We start from the raw sequence: 16,940 nt of genomic DNA, 5'->3' as shown, positions 1-16,940 counted from the left end.
CGATGCATGAGAGCAACATAACAACCACATAAATGGAGCGCGACGTGAACGAGCACTTTGCAACTCACATCGTTGCTCCGATAATTGAGCATTGGATTTTTCTATGTTGACCTGGGACGAAGAAGTCAAGCCCTCCTTATCAAAGGATATGCAACAAGGATTGCAGCAACACCACGCATCGACCAGCGGCCTGTCCGCAGGCCGACCGGTGGATGCTCCGACTTCGTCGATTGCACAACAGCCCGTGGCACCCGCCGCGGCGCAGCGCGTCAAGGCTTCCGACAAGCGCATCATCAACGGCCAGACCGACGTCAACCAGCTGGTGCCGTTCAAGTACAAGTGGGCCTGGGAAAAATACCTCGCCACCTGCGCCAACCACTGGATGCCGCAAGAAGTGAACATGACGCGCGACATCGCGCTCTGGAAAGACCCGAACGGCCTGACCGAAGACGAGCGCCGCATCGTCAAGCGCAACCTCGGCTTCTTCGTGACCGCCGACTCGCTGGCCGCCAACAACATCGTGCTGGGCACCTACCGCCACATCACGGCGCCCGAATGCCGCCAGTTCCTGCTGCGCCAGGCCTTCGAGGAAGCGATCCACACGCACGCCTACCAGTACATCGTCGAGTCGCTCGGCCTGGACGAGAGCGAGATCTTCAACGCCTACAACGAAGTGCCGTCGATCCGCGAGAAGGACCAGTTCCTGATCCCGTTCATCGACGCCATCAGCGACCCGAACTTCAAGACCGGCACGCACGAGACCGACCAGACCCTGCTCAAGTCGCTCATCGTGTTCGCCTGCCTGATGGAGGGCCTGTTCTTCTACGTCGGCTTCACGCAGATCCTTGCGCTCGGCCGCCAGAACAAGATGACCGGCGCCGCCGAGCAGTACCAGTACATCCTGCGCGACGAGTCGATGCACTGCAATTTCGGCATCGACCTGATCAACCAGCTCAAGCTCGAGAACCCCGGCCTCTGGACCCCCGAGTTCAAGGCCGAGATCAAGGCCCTCTTCCTGAAGGCCGTCGAGCTCGAGTACAAATACGCCGAAGACACCATGCCGCGTGGCGTGCTCGGCATGAACGCCTCCATGTTCAAGGGCTACCTGCGCTACATCGCCAACCGGCGCGCGCAGCAGATCGGCCTCGAAACGCTCTTCCCGAACGAGGAAAACCCGTTCCCCTGGATGAGCGAAATGATTGACCTGAAGAAAGAGCGCAATTTCTTCGAAACCCGCGTGATCGAATACCAGTCGGGTGGTGCGCTCTCCTGGGATTGAATCGAATCTTTCGACAAGAATTAATGAATTCAAGAATTGCCCTTGCCACCGATCGCGCCGAAGAGCGCGGCATGGACGAGGGCTCAGGTGTTCATGGTGCTGGAGCTCAGATTCCAACGCCATGGATCGCTTCACGCTACCAACGTGCGTGGAGTGCTTCAATAGGTTGATTTTTTCAACTTGATCAAGGAGAAATAGAAATGGCAACTGCAAAGAAAGCGCCGGCTAAGAAAGCCGCTGCAAAGAAGGCTCCGGCAAAGAAGGTCGCGGCCGCTAAGAAGGCTCCCGCCAAGAAGGTAGCTGCGAAGAAGGCTCCGGCCAAGAAGGTCGCAGCGAAGAAGGTAGCCGCCAAGAAGGCGCCTGCGAAGAAGGTAGCCGCCAAGAAGGCAGCTCCGGCAAAGAAGGCCGCTGCCAAGAAGGCTCCGGCGAAGAAGGCCGCAGCGAAGAAGGCTCCTGCCAAGAAGGCGGCGGCGAAGAAGGCTCCGGCAAAGAAGGCCGCTGCCAAGAAGGCCCCTGCGAAGAAGGCTGCCGCCAAGAAGGCTCCTGCCAAAAAGGCTGCGGCCAAGAAAGCCGCGAAAAAGCCCGCTGCCAAGCCTGCCGCTGCTGCCAAGAAGCCTGCTGCCAAGAAGGCTGCCAAGGCTCCTGCCGTAGCGCCTGCTCCTGCTGCGCAAACGACGCTGAACCCCCAGGCAGCCTGGCCGTTTCCGACGGCCAGCAAGCCCTGAGTCTGCTCAGCAGCCTTGACGGCAAAAAACCCGGCACCTCACGGTGCCGGGTTTTTTTTATGGGCGCCTGCCAGCGGGCAGCTCAGAGGCCCAGCGCCTTCAGGTCGATCTGGTAGTTCTGCGGCCCGCGCTGCGCGATCTTGAGCGCGCCGATGCGGTTGCCGAGCGCCGCGCACTGCGCAAGCGGCCATTCCTTCTCGAGGCCGAACAAGAGCGCGCCGCGCCAGGCATCGCCGCAACCGGTGGGCTCGACCACCGCCGTCGGCGTCACGCCCGGCACATGCTCGCGCTCGCCGTCGATCCAGACCTCGCAGCCTTCCGCCGCCAGCGTGACGACCAGGCCGCGCACGCGCTTCGAGATCTCGGCCAGGCTCCAGCCGGTGCGCTGCGACAGCATCTTGCCTTCGTAGTCGTTGACGACGACCCAGCTCGCCAGGTCGACGAAGTGCTTGAGCGCCTCGCCGTCGAACATCGGCAGGCCCTGGCCCGGATCGAACACGAACGGAATGCCGGCCGCGGCGAACTGCTCCGCATGCTGCAGCATCGCCTCGCGGCCGTCGGGCGCGATGATGCCGACGCGGATGTCTTCACGCGCGGCAATCTTCGTGAGGTGCGCCTGCTGCATCGCACCGGGGTGGAACGCGGTGATCTGGTTGTTGTCGACGTCGTTCATGATCATCGCCTGCGCGGTGAAGGTGTCGTCGAGCTGGCGCACGAACTCGGTGCTGATGCCCAGCATGCGCATGCGCTCCAGGTAGTCGGCGCCGTCGCTGCCGAGGGTGGCCATCGGCAGTGCGGTGCCGCCCAGCGCATTGAGGCTGTAGGCGATGTTGCCGGCACAGCCGCCGAAGTCGCGCCGCAGGCCCGGCACGAGGAACGACACATTGAGGATGTGCAGCTGGTCCGGAAGGATCTGGTCGGCGAACCGGCCCTCGAAGGTCATGATGGTGTCGAACGCGAGGGAACCGCAAATCACTGCTGCCATGGGTGAGCCGTTGGGTAGGAATGGGTGGATGAATGAAAAGGCGGGCGCGAGCCAGGCCTCAAGGATAGAACGCTTCGACGCGGTAGCCTGCAATGGGCGGCAGCGCGGCCGCCTCCGCTGCCGACAAGCTCATCGGCAATGACGCCGCCTGGTCGGAGCGCGCCGCAAGCACCGCCGGTGCGCCGTAGTCCGCCGCCATCAGCACGCGTCGCACCACGGCGCGCTCCTGCGTGTCGAGCAACGAAAGCTCGATGGCCGGCATGGCCAGGGGAACGGCCGCGCCATTGCGCAGCGTGAAGCTGAGCCGGTAGTCGCTGTTGCCGGTTTTTTCGCGCGCGAAGGCCGCGCCCTCGATCACGATGTCGCCGATCTGCCGCAGCGCGGTGAGCTCGCAGCCGGTCACGCGGCACAGGCCCGCGAATGCGGGACGCAGGTTCGGCTGGCGCGCAACGATGCCGTCGCGTTCGTGGCGCAGGACCTGCACGACCAGAAGCAGGACGGCAAGCACGGCCAGCAGCCAGAGCCAGCGCCGCACCCCAGGCCGCTGCCAGACACCCGCAATGTCACGGCCCGAGTTCTCGTTGCCGTCGGAAAAAGGAAGCCGCTCCGAATCTTCCGCATCGCCGCGGACCGACGGCAGAGGCGAAGGGAGCAGGCCCGGCTCGGGCTCGCTCGCCTCCCGCACCATCGAGGCTGACATCTTTGCGGCGGCGCGCTCGTCGCGCGCCTTGGCGCTCGCAATCTTGGCCGACTTGATGCGGGCCCGGCGCAGCGCCTTTTGCATCTGCACCTGGTCGCGGTCTTGTTCGGGCGCGTGCTTTTCGTCTTCCTCGCTGGCCGTTGCCGCCATCTCGCGCGCCTTGAGGCGCAGGGCCGGCAACGGCGGTGCGGGCGGGGGCGGCGGCGAAGGCGGGGCCGCCAGATTCAGGTCGATGTTCGGAAACGGCGGCAGCGAACTCGCCGGCGGCCGCCATTCGGGCTCGTTGGCTTCGAAGTCGGTCCACAGCTCGTCGGCGACGATGCCGTGCGCCGGCAAGGCGAAGGTGGGCGCGGGCGTGGAGACAGGTGCCGATGCAGGCACGGGCTCCGGTGTTGGCGGCGGCTCGGCCTCGGAAGCCGCAGCCTCCGGCGGTTCGCGATCCTCGGGTTCGTCGTCGAAGAAATCCGCGTCTTCGATCGCATCGGAGGAGGACGGCGGCTCGGTCGGCGCGGCGGGTGCCGGCGCGGGGGGAGGCGCAGCGCTCGCGGCCGGCGGGCCATCGGGCGCCTCGTGCAGGTCGAGCGTGGCGTCGAACACGTGACTGCAGCGTCCGCAGCGCACCCAGCCATCCGAAATGCGAAGCTGGTCGCGCACCACCTTGAAGGTGGTGGCACAGGCGGGGCAGCGCGTGACGAGGCTCATGACGGGGCGATTGTAGGGTTGGGCCCTCGCCGCGCCAGTGGGATCAAACGCGAAACGGCAGGCGCGTGCGTCCTCAGCAGCGCGCCGTCATGAGGATCCAGCCGTCCTCGCTGTCGCTGACTTCGAGCGCGGCATAAGGCGCATAGGCTTCCTTCAGCTCGTCGGCCTGGCGCTCGAGGATGCCGGCCAGCACCAGCGATCCACCGGGCGCCACGTGGCTGCGCAGCAGTGGCGCAAGCACCTTGAGTGGCGTGGCCAGGATGTTGGCCAGCACGGTGCCGTAGTTGCCCTTGGCCGCTTCGGGCAGGCCGGCGTTCAGGCGCACGCCGTTGGCTTCGGCGTTGAGGCGGGTCGACGACACTGCCGCCTCGTCGATGTCGACGGCATCGATGTCGGTCGCGCCGAACTTCGCCGCGCCAATGGCCAGGATGCCGGAGCCGCAGCCGTAGTCGAGCACGCGCTGGCCGGCGAACGAACCCTGCCTTGCGATCCAGCGCAGGCACATGCGCGTGGTGGGATGGGTGCCGGTGCCAAAGGCCAGCCCCGGGTCGAGCCGCATCACCTGCCTTGCCTGCGCGGGCGGCTCATGCCAGGTGGGCACGATCCAGAATTCGGGCGTGATCTCGACCGGCGCGAACTGCGATTGCGTGAGCCGCACCCAGTCCTGCTCGGGCACCGGTGCCACGCCGAGCACCGCGCAGCCTTCGAAGAAGTCCTGCAGCGCAAGCACCGACGCCGCCTCTTTCGCAAGCGCTTCATCGGCAAACAGCGCAATCACGCGCGAACGCTGCCAGCCTTCCTTGGGCGGCGGCATGCCGGGCTCGCCGAACAGCGCCTGCTCCGCATCGGTCTGCGCATCGGCGTCTTCCACCGACACGCTCAGCGCATCGAGTGCGTCGAGCGCGTCGCTGACCGTTTCGACCCGGTCTTCCGGCGCCATCAGGCGAAGTTCGAACATGGCGTCGTTTCGTGGGTCAGCGCTTGTGCGCCGCCAGCCACTCTTCCAGATAGTGGATGTTGGTGCCGCCGCTCATGAACTTGGCGTCGACCATCAGCTCGCGGTGCAGCGGGATGTTGGTCTGGATGCCTTCGATCACGGTTTCGTTCAGCGCCGTGCGCATGCGCGCCATGGCCTGCTCGCGCGTGTCGCCGTAGACGATGATCTTGCCGATCATCGAGTCGTAGTTGGGCGGCACGAAGTAGTTGGTGTACGCATGCGAATCGACGCGCACGCCAGGGCCGCCCGGCGGGTGCCACATGGTGATGCGGCCCGGCGACGGCGTGAACTTCCAGGCGTCCTCGGCGTTGATGCGGCACTCGATGGCGTGGCCGCGCATCTCGATCTGGCGCTGCGTGAACGGCAGCTTCTCGCCGGCCGCCACCATGATCTGCGTCTTCACGATGTCGATGCCGGTGGTGAACTCGGTCACCGGGTGCTCCACCTGCACGCGCGTGTTCATCTCGATGAAATAGAACTCGCCGTTCTCGTAGAGGAACTCGAAGGTGCCGGCGCCTCGGTAGCCGATCTTCTTGCAGGCCGCGGCGCAGCGCTCGCCGATCTTCTCGATCAGCTTGCGCGGGATGCCGGGTGCCGGCGATTCCTCGATCACCTTCTGGTGGCGCCGCTGCATGGAGCAGTCGCGCTCGCCCAGGTAGACCGCGTTCTTGTGCTTGTCGGCCAGGATCTGGATCTCGACGTGGCGCGGGTTCTGGAGAAACTTCTCCATGTACACGGCCGGATTGCTGAATGCAGCGCCGGCTTCCGCCTTGGTCATCTGGATCGCGTTGATCAGCGCGGCCTCGGTGTGCACCACGCGCATGCCGCGGCCACCGCCGCCGCCGGCCGCCTTGATGATGACCGGGTAGCCGATGGCGCGGGCAATGCGCTTGTTGGTGGTGGCGTCGTCCGAGAGCTCGCCCTCGGAGCCCGGCACGCACGGCACGCCGGCCTTGATCATGGCCTGCTTGGCCGAGACCTTGTCGCCCATGACACGGATGTTTTCAGGCGTCGGGCCGATGAACTGGAAACCGCTCTGCTCCACGCGCTCGGCGAAATTCGCGTTCTCGCTCAGGAAGCCGTAGCCGGGGTGGATGGCCTCGGCGTCGGTCACCTCGGCCGCCGAGATGATGGCCGGCATGTTGAGATAGCTCAGCGACGAGGGCGCCGGGCCGATGCACACGGCCTCCTGCGCAAGCTTGACGTACTTTGCGTCGCGGTCGGCTTCGGAATAGACCATCACGGCCTTGATGCCGAGCTCGCTGCAGGCGCGCTGGATCCGGAGGGCGATTTCCCCCCGGTTTGCAACCAGGATCTTCTTGAACATGGTCACTCGATGATGAACAGTGGCTGGCCGTATTCGACCGCCTGACCGTTTTCGCCGAGGATCTGGGTGATCGTGCCGGACTTGTCAGCTTCGATTTCGTTGAGGATCTTCATCGCTTCGATGATGCAGACCGTGTCGCCCTCGTTGACCTTGCTGCCGATCTCGACGAAGGCCGGGGCACCCGGGCTGGAAGAGCGGTAGAAAGTACCCACCATCGGCGACTTGATCGCATGGCCGGCGGGTGCCGCTTCAGGTGCGGGGGCGCTGGGAAGCGCGGGTGCTGCCGGTGCGCCGGCGGCAGGAGCAGCAGCGGGTGCAGCCGCCACGGTCTGTACATATTGCACCGGGGCAGCGCCGCCGCCCTTGACGATGCGAACCTTGCCTTCGGTTTCAGTGATTTCCAGTTCGGAAATATTGGATTCCGACACCAAATCGATCAGTGTCTTGAGTTTGCGCAGATCCATGGAGCTCCAGTGCCGACTTTGCCGGTCAATAGGATGTAACTTGTCTGAAAATCGGTGATTTTCAGCGATTGGCGGCTAATGCCGAGTGTGTATCTGATTCTAACCGTGAACCAGTTCACGCCGCCAAGCGTCCAGGTCGGCCGCTTCGAGCTTGCCCATTTTACGGGCCGCCACTTCGCCCGTGCCGTTCAGGACCAGCGTGAACGGCAACCCGCCGCCCGTGTTGCCGAGATTCTTGACCAGCTCCGTGCCCTGCAGGCCGGCCAGGCCCGTGGGGTAGCTGACCGGCGTCTTCTGCAGGAACTTGCGCACCGCGCTCGGCTGATCGATGGCCAAACCAACGACTTGCCAGCCGTTCGCACCATTTTCGCGGAAGAAGCGGTCGATCATCGGCATTTCTTCCACGCACGGCGGACACCACGTGGCCCAGAAGTTGAGCAGCAGCGGTTTGCCGCGCAAATCGGAAAACACCAGTTCGCCGCCCTCGGGCCGCTCGAAGCGCTGCGTCCAGAAGCTTGCGGCCAGCACTTCGCCCTTCGGGCTGCTGCTGCCGCGCTCACGCCACCATGCGCCGCCCAGTCCGGCCGCAGCGGCCGCGACCGCCACGCCGCCATAAAGGAGGCCTCGCCGTGTGGGCGAAGAAGTCATTCACTTGTCCTTTTCACTTTCGATCAGCCGCCGCAGCGCCGCGAGGTCGCCACGCGGCGTGCGGCCCTGGGCGTCGGGCCGGAGCGCGCCGCGCAGGTCGTCAAGGTCGTACACCAGCAGGTGCACCCCGATTTCCTCGCCCAATGCGCGGCTTGCGGCATGCACGCTCAGCGCTTCCACCTGCTCGCCGTGAAACCCGGTGACCATGCGCGGCTCGTAGTCCACGTGGTGGTCGATCAGGGCAATCTCGGCCGACTTGGAATCATCGCAGAACAATTGAATATAAATGTCTGACAACCGCGTGGCGGTGCCGTGCCAGACCGCGCCGCCCACATGCGGGCGGAACGCCGCCATGCGCTCCATCCATTCGAGCGCGAGCAGCCGCAGCGCACGCAGTTCCTGTGGCTGGGTGTCGGCGCAATAGAGCGCGATGTAGTCGCGCACCTCGGCCTCCACCTCGTCGTTGTTCGGCAGCGCCGTGCGCGAGGACAGGCCCAGGTCGCGCAGCGCCCGGCGCTTGGCCGGGCCGTACTCCAGCCCCTCCTCGACGACGAGGCGGGCTGCGGCGGCGGCAATCTCGCGCTTGGTGGACGTGTCCATCGGGACATTTTGCCCGCAGTACGGCGCCCCTCGCACAAACATCAGTACAAGGGACGAGGACGGGAGCGCGGACACCGCTTGCCGCCTCCCTAGAATCGGCCGATGCACATTCATATTCTTGGCATCTGCGGCACGTTCATGGGCGGATTGGCCGCCCTGGCACGCGAGGCAGGCCACCGGGTCACGGGCTGCGACGCCGGCGTGTACCCGCCCATGAGCGACCAGCTCCGGTCGCTCGGCATCGACCTGATCGAGGGCTTCGGCGCGGACCAGCTCGCGCTTTCGCCCGACGTCTTCGTGGTCGGCAACGTGGTTTCGAGGGCCCGGCTGGCTGACGGCGCGCCCAAGTTTCCGCTGATGGAGGCCATCCTCGACGCCGGCAGGCCCTACACCAGCGGACCGCAGTGGCTGGCCGAGCATGTGCTGCAGGGCCGCCATGTTCTGGCCGTGGCCGGCACCCACGGCAAGACGACCACCACCTCGATGCTGGCCTGGGTGCTCGAACAGGGCGGCAAGGCGCCGGGCTTCCTTGTGGGCGGGGTGCCGCTGGACTTCGGCGTCTCGGCGCGGCTCGGCAAGGGTTCGGCCTTCGTCATCGAGGCCGACGAGTACGACACGGCCTTCTTCGACAAGCGCAGCAAGTTCGTGCACTACCGCCCGCGCACCGCGGTCCTCAACAACCTGGAGTTCGACCACGCCGACATCTTCGACGACCTGGCCGCGATCGAACGCCAGTTCCATCACCTCGTGCGCACGGTGCCGGGAACCGGCCGGCTGGTGGTGAACGCCACCGAGGAAAGCCTGCAGCGCGTGCTGGCAGAGGGCTGCTGGAGCGAACTGGCGCGCTTCGGCGCCGGCGGTGAATGGCAGGCCCGCGGCACGCATGACGCCTTCGACGTGCTGCGCCAGGGCGAGGCGGTCGGCCGGGTCGAGTGGGAACTCTCGGGCCTGCACAACCAGATGAACGCGCTGGCCGCCATCGCGGCGGCAGAGCATGTGGGCGTGGCGCCGGCCGATGCGGCCCGCGCGCTCGGCGGCTTCAGGAACGTGCGCCGGCGCATGGAGCTGCGCGGCAGCGTCGAGCGCAGCGGCGGCGCGATCACCGTCTACGACGATTTCGCCCACCATCCCACCGCCATCCGCACCACGCTCGACGGGCTGCGCAAGAAGCTCGCCGACGCCGGCCGGCAGGGCGAGCGCATCCTCGCGGCCTTCGAGCCGCGCAGCAACACGATGAAGCTGGGCGTCATGGCGGCGCAGCTGCCGTGGAGCCTGGAAGCGGCCGACCTGTCGTTCTGCCACACGGCCGGCCTCGACTGGGACGCCGCCGCGGCCCTGGCCCCGATGGGCGAGCGCGCGCAGGTGGCCGGCGCCATCGAACCGCTGGTGGCGCAGATCGTCGCGGCGGCGCGGCCTGGCGACCACATTGTCTGCATGAGCAACGGCGGCTTCGGCGGCGTGCACGACAAATTGCTTGCAGCGCTGCGCGCGGCCAGCGCAGCATGACGGCCATGCGCGCCCGCGAGCTGATCGAGAGCCTGAAGCTGCAGCCCCACCCCGAGGGTGGCTGGTACAGCGAGGTGTTCCGCTCGGCGGCGAGCGTCGTTCCCACTGACGGCCGCACGCCGCGCAGCGCGCTCACCAGCATCTACTTCCTGCTCGAGGCCGGCCAGCATTCGCGCTGGCACCGGGTGCTGTCGGACGAAGTGTGGGTGCACCTGGAAGGCGTGCCGCTGGCGCTCTGGACCTGCGATGCCGCGCTGCGCACGGCGCCGGCCCATGTGCGCCTGGGCCCGGTCGATGCGCACGGCACGCGCCCCCAGCATGTGGTGCCGGCCGGCCAGTGGCAGGCCGCCCGGCCGATCCAGGGCCACGCGAGCGGCGACTACACGCTGGTCGCCTGCATGGTCGGCCCCGGCTTCGACTTCGCCGACTTCTCCCTGGTGCCGCCGGACAGCGATGAAGCCGCCGCCATGCGGCACCACTGGCCGGACCTGGCCGGGATGCTTTGAGCCTGTTGTTCAGCCCCGGCGCTGCTTGATCGCCTGCGACAGGGTGTCCAGCACCTGCACCGAGTCGTCCCAGCCCAGGCAGGCGTCGGTGATGCTCTTGCCGTATTCGAGGCCTGAGAGCTGGTCCTTGCCCGGCGTGAACTTCTGCGCGCCGGCCTGCAGGTGGCTTTCGACCATCACGCCGAAGACGCGGTTCGAACCCCCGGCGATCTGGCCGGCGATGTCCTTGGCCACGTCGATCTGCTTCTGGTGCTGCTTGGAGCTGTTGGCGTGGCTGCAGTCGACCATCAGCGTGGGCGGCAGCTTGGCGGCCTCGAGGTCCTTGCAGGCGGCCTCGACGCTGGCCGCGTCGTAGTTGGGCGCCTTGCCGCCGCGCAGGATCACGTGGCAGTCGCGGTTGCCGTTGGTCTGCACGATCGCGACCTGGCCGTTCTTGTGCACCGAGAGAAAGTGGTGGCCGCGCGCCGCCGCCTGGATGGCGTCGGTGGCGATGCGGATGTTGCCGTCGGTGCCGTTCTTGAAGCCGATGGGCGCCGACAGGCCCGAGGCCAGTTCGCGGTGCACCTGGCTTTCGGTGGTGCGCGCGCCGATCGCGCCCCAGGCGATCAGGTCGCCGATGTACTGCGGCGAGATCACGTCGAGGAACTCGCTGCCCGCCGGCAGGCCGAGCCGGTTGATGTCGATCAGCAGCTGGCGCGCCATGCGCAGGCCCTCGTCGATGCGGTAGCTCTCGTCCAGGTACGGGTCGTTGATGAGGCCCTTCCAGCCGACCGTGGTGCGCGGCTTCTCGAAGTACACGCGCATCACGATCTCGAGCGTGCCGGCGTACTTTTCGCGTTCCACCTTGAGGCGGCGGGCGTATTCAAGCGCCGCGGCCGGGTCGTGGATCGAGCACGGGCCCATGACCACCAGCAGTCGGTCGTCCTTGCCCGCCATGATGTTGTGGATGCTGCGGCGGGTGCCTTCGATCAGCGTCTCGACCGGCGTGCCGCGGATCGGGAAGAAGCGGATCAGGTGTTCGGGAGGGGGCAGCACGTTGATGTCCTTGATGCGTTCGTCGTCGGTCTTGCTGGTTTTTTCGACGCTCGCATACCAGCTGTCGCTGGCGGGGGCAGTGTTCGTGCTCATGGTGCTTTCCTTGTTGGAGTGGATATCGTCAGGGCATAAAAAAACCGCCGGGGCTCGAGGCGCCGGCGGTTTTGGGAGGGTGTTCGTTTGCTTTACGCGCTCGCCTCTCGTCCGCCGGAAACCGGGAACCAAAAGTAGGCAAAGAAATAAGCGCGGAGGGCGGACATGTGGGCGGAATGTAGCACGGAAAACGAAGAGCCGGGAAAAAGGCCCGGCTCCAAAGGGCTCAGCGGTAGCCGGATTCGTTGGGGTTGTGGATGATCCAGATCAGGTTGCCGCTGGAGTAGTCGCCCATGCCGCCGCCCGCGAAGACCAGGCGGCCCTGGCCCTTGTAGGTCATCTCGTAGCGGTGGCGGTCGCTGCCGAAATAGAACGGAATGAAGGCCTTGCCCGTGACGTAGGCGCCCTGGTCGGTCGGCGGACCGGCCAGGTCGGTGACCTGCTTGGCGCTCATGCCGATCTGCAGCCGCGTGAACCTGCTGTTGCGCGCGGGGTTGCCGGTGATCTCGCCTTCGTAGCCATTCAGGCCCTTGACGGTGCGGCCGCTGCCGGCTTCGACCTTGGAGGAATCGACCACGTTGCCCTGGGCATCCATGCCCGCCTTGGCGCCGCCGCGGGCCGGTGCTGCCGGCGCGGCAGCGGGTGCCGCCGCGGGCTGGCTGCCGCCCGAGCCGCCGCGCGAAGCGCAGCCTGCGGTTGCGAGTGCCACTGCGGCAGCCGCGGCCCACAGGGCCGCAGACGAATTGATCCTGATCCTCTTCATCGAATGCTCCTCTTTGTAAAAATCGAGGAGCGGAGCTTAGCAAGGCCTCAGGCCGTTCCGCCTACGGTCAAACCATCGATGCGCAGGGTGGGCTGGCCGACGCCGACCGGCACGCTCTGGCCTTCCTTGCCGCAGGTGCCCACGCCCGAATCGAGCTTCATGTCGTTGCCGATCATGGTCACGCGGGTGAGCGCGTCGGGGCCGTTGCCCACGATGGTCGCGCCCTTGACCGGGTACTGGATCTTGCCGTTCTCGACCCAGAAGGCCTCGCTGGCCGAGAACACGAACTTGCCGCTCGTGATGTCGACCTGCCCGCCGCCGAAGTTGGTGGCGTACAGGCCCTTCTTGATGCTGGCCACGATTTCCTTCGGGTCCTTGTCGCCGCCGAGCATGTAGGTGTTGGTCATGCGCGGCATCGGCACGTGGGCGTAGCTCTCGCGGCGGCCGTTGCCCGTGGGCTTGACCTTCATGAGGCGCGCGTTGAGCGAATCCTGGATGTAGCCCTTGAGGATGCCGTCCTCGATGAGCACGTTGCGCTGGCTCGCGTTGCCTTCGTCGTCGACGTTCAGCGAGCCGCGGCGGTCGGCAATGGTGCCGTCGTCGAGCACCGTCACGCCCTTGGCCGCCACGCGCTGGCCGATGCGGCCCGAGAACGCGCTCGAGCCCTTGCGGTTGAAGTCGCCTTCCAGGCCGTGGCCGATGGCTTCGTGCAGCAGGATGCCGGGCCAGCCGGAGCCGAGCACCACGGTCATCTCGCCAGCAGGCGCCGGGCGTGCATCGAGGTTGGTCAGCGCGGCCTTCACGGCCTGGTCGACGTATTCGGCGATCTGCGCGTCGTTGAAGTAGGCCAGGCCGAAGCGCCCGCCGCCGCCGCCCGAGCCGACCTCGCGCCGGCCGTTCTGCTCGGCGATCACGGTGACCGACAGGCGCACCAGCGGCCGCACGTCGGCCGCCAGCGTGCCGTCGGCGCGCGCCACCAGCACCACGTCGTATTCGCTCGCCAGGCCCGCCATGACCTGCGCCACGCGCGGGTCGCGCGAACGCGCGAGCTTCTCGACCTTTTCGAGCAGCTTGACCTTGGCCGTGCTGTCGAGCGTGGAAATGGGGTCGACGCCGTTGTAGAGCGAGCGGCTCGAGGCGATCTTGCGGGCGGCCGTCTTCACGCGGCCGGTGCGGCCCGCCGAGGAAATGGAGCGCACCGTGCGGGCCGCGTCGAGCAGCGAAGCCTCGGAGATGTCGTCCGAATAGGCAAAGGCCGTCTTCTCGCCGCTGACCGCGCGCACGCCGACGCCCTGGTCGATGCTGAAGCTGCCGGTCTTGACGATGCCCTCTTCCAGGCTCCAGCCTTCGCTGCGCGTGTACTGGAAGTACAGGTCGGCGTCGTCCACCCGGTGCGCGGTGATCTCGGCCAGGGCCTTGCTCAGGTGCGATTCGTCCAGGCCGAAGGGCGTGAGCAGGAGCTTTTGCGCCGTGGCGAGGCGCTCGATGGTGGGTTCGCGGGAGATCATGGCGCCATTCTAGGCAGCCGCCCTCTTCCGTGCCGGGCCCAAGGGCACTGGCGCTAGTTCTGGGCGAGCTTTCGGGCCCGGGCGATCGACATCAGGATGCCCAGCCCCAGCCCCAGCGTGACCATGGCGGTGCCGCCATAGCTGATGAACGGCAGCGGCACGCCCACCACCGGCAGGATGCCGCTCACCATGCCCATGTTGACGAAGGCATAGGTGAAGAAAATCATCGTGACCGCGCCCGCCAGCAGGCGCGAGAACAGGGTCTGCGCCGCGGCGGCAATGGCCAGCCCGCGGAAGATCAGCAGGATGAAGGCTGCGATCAGCGACAGGTTGCCCACCAGACCGAACTCCTCGGAATAGGCGGCAAAGATGAAGTCGGTGGTGCGCTCGGGGATGAATTCGAGGTGCGTCTGCGTGCCCTGCATGAAGCCCTTGCCGCCGACCCCGCCCGAGCCGATGGCGATCATGCCCTGGATGATGTGGAAGCCCTTGCCCAGCGGATCCTTGCTGGGGTCGAGCAGCGTGCACACGCGCTGCTTCTGGTAGTCGTGCAGCACGCGCCAGTCGACGCCGTCGGCGCACAGCTGCGATTCGAAGCCCACGATCAGCGTGACCGCCACGGCACCGATCACCACCGGCGGCACGATCAGCTTCCAGGGCAGCCCGGCAAAGAAGATCACCGCCATGCCAGCCGCCAGCACCAGCAGCGAGGTGCCCAGGTCGGGCTGCTTCATGATGAGCCCGACCGGCACCGCCAGCAGCACCGTGGCCACCACGAAGTCGAGCGGCCGCAGCTGGCCCTCGCGGCGCTGGAACCACCAGGCCAGCATCAGCGGCATTGCGATCTTGAGGATTTCGCTCGGCTGGATCACCACGCCCACGTTGATCCAGCGCTGCGCGCCCTTCTTGGTGATGCCGAACAGCGCCACCGCGACCAGCAGCGCCACCCCGGTCGCGTAGAGCGGCACCGCGAACATCATCAGCCGCTGCGGCGGCACCTGGGCCACCACGAACATGATGAAGCCGGCCAGCAGCATGTTGCGGCCGTGGTCGGCAAAGCGCGAACCATGGTCGTAGCCCGACGAATACATGGTCAGCAGCCCGGCAAAGGCCAGCAGCAGCACGGCAAAAGCCAGAAAGCCGTCGAAGCCCTGGAAGATGGGCGCGACCCGGCGCGCCAGGGAGGGCTGGTTGAACACTGCGGACATGGGGGCGGATTATCCGCGCCCCGCCGGGCATTTCAGGCGAAGCCGAGCTGAACGACCGTGCGCCCCGGTCGGCTTTCGAGCGCCAGCCGTGCGCCGATGGCCGCGGCACGCTCGGCCAGCGCCCTGGGCACCTGCTGCGCGTCGAAGCCCTGGCCGTCGTCGATCACGCGCAGCTGCACGGCGCCGGCCGGCGCTTCGGCCTCGATCCTGAGCGTCCGGGCCTGGGCATGCTGCAGCACGTTGGAAATCGCCTCGAACAGCAGGAACTGCAATTGCCGCATGGCTTGCGCGTCGAGCCGCTTCACGTCGGGCACCTCGTCCACCGCCCACTCGAACTGGATGCCCGCGGCCGCCAGCCGCGGCTCCAGCCGGTAGCGCAGCGCCGCCAGCAGCGCGCCGACGTCGCCCGGCGGCAGGTGGATGGAGTCGATCGCCAGCTTGAGCTGGTCGAGCGAGTCGCACAGCGTCCGCAGCAATTCCTCGGGGCTCGCCTGGCCCGACTGCAGCTGACGGATGGCCGAGCTGATGTGCGAGCCCACGCCGTCGTGCATGTCGCGCAGGATGCGCTCGCGCTCGTGGGTGCGCGCCTGGTCGCGCGCCACCTGCTCGAGCGCGGCGAAGGTGGACGCGAGTTCGCGTTCGCGCTGCGCCACGCGCTCGGCCAGGGCCGCGACCGAGCCGCGCGCCTGCACGCTCGCGGCATGGAAGCGCCGCAGCACGATCAAGAGCAGCGCGATGCCGAAGAACACGGAGGAATAGCGCACCCAGGTGGTCTCGCCGTAGGCGTCGCTCAGGCGGATCACGAGCCAGTCGCGGGTGCCGAAGCCCAGCGTCACCAGCGCGGCGGCGGCCACCAGCAGGCGGCCCACGTTCGGCCGCCGGATGGTGGCCACGGCAAAGGCGCCGACGAACAGCGCGACGAACCCGATCTCCAGTGCGAGCCAGCCGGTGAGCCAGTAGGGCTCCTCGCGGTGAAGCGCGAGGGCGGTGGCCACCACGGTTCCGGGCACCACGCCGGCCATCGGCCAGCGCAGCCAGCGCATGCGCGGGCGGCGGTGCCAGCCCGCGAGGTGGTAGCAGAACATCATGGCCGACGTGGCCCAGCCCGCATAGCAGGTGGCCATGAGCACGCCCCAGGCGCCCCAGGGCAGCGGCGGTTCGGCGATCACGCCGTCGGCCACGCGGATCGCCCAGCAGAACTCGGCCAGCGCGGCCCAGAAATAGAGGCTGTCGCGCCGGCGCCATCCGGTGGCGGCGGCATCCACCTGCGTGAGCCACAGCGCCAGCGCGATGCTGCCGACGATCAGGCTGAAGGCGGTCAGGAGCACCGAGCCGGTGAAGCGCCAGGCATAGGCGCTTTCGAAGAGATCGGTGCGCACCGGTGTCGCCGGCCCGATGGTCACGCGCGACAGCCCGCCCCTGCGGGCGCTGTCGGCGCGTATGCGGACCTGCAGGCGGTTCTCGCCGGGCTTCAGCAGGTGCCCCGGCACCGGCACGTAGAGCGGCGCCTTGGCGTAGTCCGGCCCGTTGCCGCTGGCGAGGTCGCCATAGACCTGCAGCAGCGCGTCGTTGAGCCAGACCTCCAGAACGCTGCCGGCGCGCGGAACGAAGATGCCCCAGGGCACCTCGGGCTCGGCGTCGAGCGTGAACGGCAGCTCGAAGGTCGCGTAGCCGGGGCGTCCGCCGTGCTGGCGGTCCCAGTGGTAGGAGAGTTCGACGGGCGCCTTGTGCGTGGCGCCGTCGACGGTGGTCCACACGGTGCCGCGGCGCAGTTCGATCGTGCCCTCGGCCGCCGCGGCCGCCGCCGGCTGCGCTGCCAGCAGCAGAGTTGCCGCGAGCCACAGCGCGGCAATAGCCCTGCCCGCCCGCCCGAACATGCGTCCGGCCACGCGAT

16 protein-coding genes are annotated in these 16,940 nt (G+C 67.3%); 4 read left to right on the top strand and 12 right to left on the bottom strand.

Translation table 11 applies throughout. The annotated features are described in order from the left end of the window. Window positions 1-103 precede the first annotated feature (103 nt). Both ACAM58_RS04935 and ACAM58_RS04930 read left to right on the top strand, forming a co-directional pair. Window positions 104-1,279 carry a ribonucleotide-diphosphate reductase subunit beta gene (locus tag ACAM58_RS04935; RefSeq protein ID WP_012746104.1) on the top strand — a complete coding sequence of 392 codons (1,176 nt, stop codon included), beginning with the start codon at window positions 104-106 and terminating at the stop codon, window positions 1,277-1,279. A 200-nt stretch (window positions 1,280-1,479) separates the two neighbouring features. Continuing rightward, window positions 1,480-2,004: a histone H1-like DNA-binding protein gene (locus tag ACAM58_RS04930; protein ID WP_012746103.1), complete on the top strand. Its 525-nt coding sequence runs from the start codon at window positions 1,480-1,482 to the stop codon at window positions 2,002-2,004. Between the two features lie 82 nt (window positions 2,005-2,086). Here ACAM58_RS04930 and ACAM58_RS04925 read toward each other — a convergent pair whose 3' ends face one another. The 7 genes from ACAM58_RS04925 to ACAM58_RS04895 all read right to left on the bottom strand — a co-directional run bounded on the left by ACAM58_RS04925 (window position 2,087) and on the right by ACAM58_RS04895 (window position 8,427). Next, window positions 2,087-2,989, bottom strand: a complete 903-nt coding sequence (locus ACAM58_RS04925) for a carbohydrate kinase family protein (RefSeq protein WP_012746102.1) — start codon at window positions 2,987-2,989, stop codon at window positions 2,087-2,089. Window positions 2,990-3,047: 58 nt separating this feature from the next. Further along, window positions 3,048-4,391, bottom strand: coding sequence for a zinc-ribbon and DUF3426 domain-containing protein (locus ACAM58_RS04920; RefSeq protein WP_012746101.1), 1,344 nt, complete (start codon window positions 4,389-4,391; stop codon window positions 3,048-3,050). Window positions 4,392-4,464: 73 nt separating this feature from the next. Continuing rightward, a complete protein-coding gene (gene prmA / locus ACAM58_RS04915) occupies window positions 4,465-5,349 on the bottom strand; it encodes a 50S ribosomal protein L11 methyltransferase (protein WP_012746100.1) in 885 nt (294 codons plus the stop codon). Between the two features lie 16 nt (window positions 5,350-5,365). After that, complete coding sequence (gene accC / locus ACAM58_RS04910; protein WP_012746099.1) at window positions 5,366-6,715, bottom strand: acetyl-CoA carboxylase biotin carboxylase subunit; 1,350 nt, start codon at window positions 6,713-6,715, stop codon at window positions 5,366-5,368. A 2-nt stretch (window positions 6,716-6,717) separates the two neighbouring features. After that, complete coding sequence (gene accB, locus ACAM58_RS04905) at window positions 6,718-7,179, bottom strand: acetyl-CoA carboxylase biotin carboxyl carrier protein (protein ID WP_012746098.1); 462 nt, start codon at window positions 7,177-7,179, stop codon at window positions 6,718-6,720. A gap of 99 nt (window positions 7,180-7,278) precedes the next feature. Next, window positions 7,279-7,827, bottom strand: coding sequence for a TlpA disulfide reductase family protein (locus tag ACAM58_RS04900; RefSeq protein WP_012746097.1), 549 nt, complete (start codon window positions 7,825-7,827; stop codon window positions 7,279-7,281). Further along, a complete protein-coding gene (locus ACAM58_RS04895) occupies window positions 7,828-8,427 on the bottom strand; it encodes a hypothetical protein (protein ID WP_012746096.1) in 600 nt (199 codons plus the stop codon). A gap of 102 nt (window positions 8,428-8,529) precedes the next feature. Between ACAM58_RS04895 and mpl the strand changes: the two genes are divergently transcribed. After that, window positions 8,530-9,933 (top strand): UDP-N-acetylmuramate:L-alanyl-gamma-D-glutamyl-meso-diaminopimelate ligase, encoded by a 1,404-nt coding sequence (gene mpl, locus ACAM58_RS04890; RefSeq protein WP_018903627.1) that lies wholly within the window; start codon window positions 8,530-8,532, stop codon window positions 9,931-9,933. Next, the gene (locus tag ACAM58_RS04885; RefSeq protein WP_012746094.1) at window positions 9,930-10,439 is read left to right on the top strand and encodes a cupin domain-containing protein; all 510 of its coding nucleotides are present in this window, start codon (window positions 9,930-9,932) and stop codon (window positions 10,437-10,439) included. Before mpl ends, ACAM58_RS04885 begins: the two co-directional genes overlap by 4 nt. Before the next feature lie 9 nt (window positions 10,440-10,448). Here the strand turns inward: ACAM58_RS04885 and ACAM58_RS04880 are convergent, their stop codons facing one another. From ACAM58_RS04880 to ACAM58_RS04860, 5 genes are all read right to left on the bottom strand, one after another. Next, entirely contained in the window at window positions 10,449-11,567 is a 1,119-nt protein-coding gene (locus ACAM58_RS04880) for a 3-deoxy-7-phosphoheptulonate synthase (RefSeq protein WP_012746093.1), read from the bottom strand. A 226-nt stretch (window positions 11,568-11,793) separates the two neighbouring features. Further along, entirely contained in the window at window positions 11,794-12,330 is a 537-nt protein-coding gene (locus ACAM58_RS04875) for a hypothetical protein (protein ID WP_012746092.1), read from the bottom strand. Window positions 12,331-12,377: 47 nt separating this feature from the next. Further along, entirely contained in the window at window positions 12,378-13,838 is a 1,461-nt protein-coding gene (gene tldD, locus ACAM58_RS04870) for a metalloprotease TldD (RefSeq protein WP_018903628.1), read from the bottom strand. Between the two features lie 53 nt (window positions 13,839-13,891). Next, window positions 13,892-15,046, bottom strand: a complete 1,155-nt coding sequence (rodA, locus tag ACAM58_RS04865; protein ID WP_012746090.1) for a rod shape-determining protein RodA — start codon at window positions 15,044-15,046, stop codon at window positions 13,892-13,894. Window positions 15,047-15,078: 32 nt separating this feature from the next. Next, window positions 15,079-16,935 carry an ATP-binding protein gene (locus ACAM58_RS04860; protein ID WP_369664221.1) on the bottom strand — a complete coding sequence of 619 codons (1,857 nt, stop codon included), beginning with the start codon at window positions 16,933-16,935 and terminating at the stop codon, window positions 15,079-15,081. Between the last annotated feature and the right edge of the window lie 5 nt (window positions 16,936-16,940).

The organism is Variovorax sp. V116 (genome assembly GCF_041154435.1).
Lineage (GTDB): Bacteria > Pseudomonadota > Gammaproteobacteria > Burkholderiales > Burkholderiaceae_C > Variovorax > Variovorax paradoxus.
This window is presented reverse-complemented; position numbering and strand designations above follow the sequence as displayed.